The sequence below is a fragment of the Methanoregula sp. genome (assembly GCF_041663825.1).
Lineage (GTDB): Archaea > Halobacteriota > Methanomicrobia > Methanomicrobiales > Methanospirillaceae > Methanoregula.
The window spans coordinates 1-3,162 of record NZ_JBAYLY010000065.1; the positions used below are offsets into that span (position 1 = coordinate 1).

Annotated in this window: 1 protein-coding gene; it reads right to left on the reverse strand. The window is 44.9% G+C overall.

Annotated features, from left to right (window positions below):
• Positions 1–2,884, reverse strand: a 2,884-nt coding sequence (locus WCX19_RS14995) for a hypothetical protein (RefSeq protein WP_373009548.1), incomplete at its 3' end; no start/stop codon positions are given.
• Positions 2,885–3,162 lie beyond the last annotated feature (278 nt).

Here is a 3,162-nt window from a genome sequence, read left to right on the forward strand (position 1 = left end):
CACCGACCATGACCACAAGAGAACTCTTACCACCAATGATTCGCCGGTCAAGGATATTCCTCATAGGGTTATCTTTCCCGGTCACTATCCTGTCATTGTCACCTATCGTCTGTAGCCATGCGCTGGCACTGAGGGTATTGGCCATGATACCTATGGCGTCGGCACCACCCTTGTTGTTGGCATAGGTCTCATTCAACGCATAGAGCGTATTGGCGTTGAACGGCGCAATCTTGTTGACCGTACTCTCCTTATCGGCAACGGTCTGTATGTTATCGATATTCGATTTGAGGAAGATATTAGATTGGTTCTCCTTTGCCATATACACCTGCTCCATGATATCCAATATCTTTGATTGCAGAATATCAATCATATCCTTACTCATATGTCCCTCATGATCAAGATTATGAAAATAGATTGCCAGTTGGTCAATATCAAAGTCGGAGTCGTTGAGTAACGTCAATCCGGCGGGGATATATGCCTCGGCACCATCCTTATGGAATCCTACTATGTCCATCCAGCCTCCTGATGCAAGACGGTTGGAAGGGACACGGTTCGCAAATACCGTAAGGGACTTTCTTACATCGTTCTTTATCCTTTCGGCTTCCTTTATGACCTGAGTAACGTCTATACTACCGTTGTTGACCTTATCGAGCATCTCCTGATCCACGCCGAACCCTATATTTTTCAATGCCTTACGTATGAGGAAGCTATCAAAGAACCGAGTGTCAAGTGTCTGGCCTTTGACTTCATCAATCATCCGATCATAGTCCATATCCTTGACATTGACATCGACACCATCAATGGTAAGCGTGAAAATATCACGCATGGTCTCATCATCACGTAATCCGAGCTTCTTGGCGAAGATGAACGGCATGACGATCTCACCATGTCTCGATTCTTCGCCTTCTATCCTCATGTCCTTCAACCCACGTTTAGTGAATTCTGCAAGGATCAACGGTTCCAGTCGTTCAAAATCCTTAATAGACCTACTCTCCAGACCAAGATAATCAAGAGCCTCATCGCGAGTGAATAGTATATCCTCACCGGCCTTCAACTGATAGAACTCATGGAATATACCTGTAGCCTGCACGACACGCATGCCGGTCATCCCAGGACGTATGGCCTTCTGATTGATATACTGACGGTAGGACTGCACCATCTTATTGCGCATCTGTGGTATCTCCCTGGTGATCTTATCACTGGACAACATATCCACATAATTACCCTGGATAGATGCATTGGCCATACCTCTGCGGGCATGATCACGCATAAACCATTCAAACTGTGCCATGGCATAAGACAGGTCACGCTTGTCATCAAGCACGTCATCAGCCAACCAGTCAATGGCATTGAACAACGGTTGTCCTAGTTTACGCTCCATACCCTGTGGAACAACATCATTTATCTGTTTGTTTATGATCTTGACGGATTCAAGGTATATCTCTTTGCGTATCTTGTTTATTGCCATACCAGGATTGGTGTCATAGGCAGCATTGTCGCCTGTCAACCTGAATTTGCTTATGCCCATGAAGGCTTCCAGTTGTTGCGGTGGCGCCTGTTTCTTGCTCCCGTCCATAGGTTGCTCGGTGAAGAGCACGACACCTATCTTGGAATTATCTATTTCGTCAAAGACGAAGGATGAAGGCATTCCCGGCAGTTCATTCTTCTCTATACGTGGGTCATAGAAATTGATGGCATTTGCCGAAGTCTTTATCGTACTCAAAGGATTATATCCATAAACCACTGAATTGGCCAATGCGTTATACAACGCCTCACCATTATCCTGGTATTGTGAATCCCTCATGTCGTTGAACAGCATATTAACGGCCTTATCCATGCTGCCTGTCTGATCATAATAATCAACAAATCGCTCATACCATGAGAAGTCCTTGTATGCGTGACCATCGGGCAAGGACTGAAGGACCTCATCATTGGCAAGTAACTGGTCCTGTGCCTTAAAACCGTCCATGACCATGTTACGGTATGCCTGTGAGTTATTGAAGTTATGCTCGGTGATGAACTTGGCGGCATGCTTTATCTCTGTCAGTTTACCGATTATAGGATCATACTCAACAGACAAGGTCTTGATCATGCTTCCCTTGCCGGAGACAGAATAGTCTCGTCCACCGGAAGATATCTCGAACATCTTTCTGTATAATGGCAACAACAGACTTTCACCATCAGTGGCCTTGTCTATTTTACCCTTAAGATCATCAGCGAGGTTGAAATCCACCGACAGGTCATAGATAGGTATGTACTTGCTCTTTGTAGTACATGAACCTACAAAATGGTTGCCTATCTTGACATTGGTATTGATCAGTTGTTTGGGTGTGTTCTGTGGCCCCATACGTTTCACCTGGTCAACGACATTCTTGTAGTTCATCACACTACCGTTGATGTCATCAAAGGCATTGTTGGACAGATGGAACATCATGTAGTAGGCAAATAACGCCTCATTGACTTTTGAATAATCTTTCTCGTCATAAAATACATCATCATTAAGCAATCTATAAGCACCGGCCTTCTTTATACTACGTGCCACCATGCTTTCAGGCATATATCCTACCTTCTCCAGATACTTGGCATAAGCGACAAAATCATCATGAAAGAGTTTCTTGATCACGTCCTCAGAATCGGTTGAATTGAGGACGATACTCCTGTTCTTCTTATTGTAGATGGCATTCCCCGCTGTAAGGTTCTCTATGTTGTCCGATGCCGTATTGCCCATGCTGAAACTATTGGCTTTCTCGTCTATGTTGACATCAACACCTTTTGTCAGATCACTGTTACGGACCCTGAGCATGACTTTCTCCCGCAACTCCGAGGGTATGGCGTCAAGAGCCTTGGTAATATACACACCGCTGTTGAGCATGTATTCGTCCATACCACGGACCTTACCTGATTCAGTCGCCCTTCTGGGTGTCGGGAATGGTATCGAATGGCCTGTTCCTTCCAGCGACGCATTTATCTTCGATATAAGACCTTTATACTTGTCAAAGGACAGTTGTATCCTGCGTTCAATCTTCTGTGCCTGTAGTCTTAGTTGATGATGCACAGAGGCATAATTAAGTTGTACTTCCCTCTTGTCGGTGCCACGAAGATTTATGATGTCACCATATGTCTCTCGTGAGAAACGGTGATAGAGGATATAGACCTTGCCGG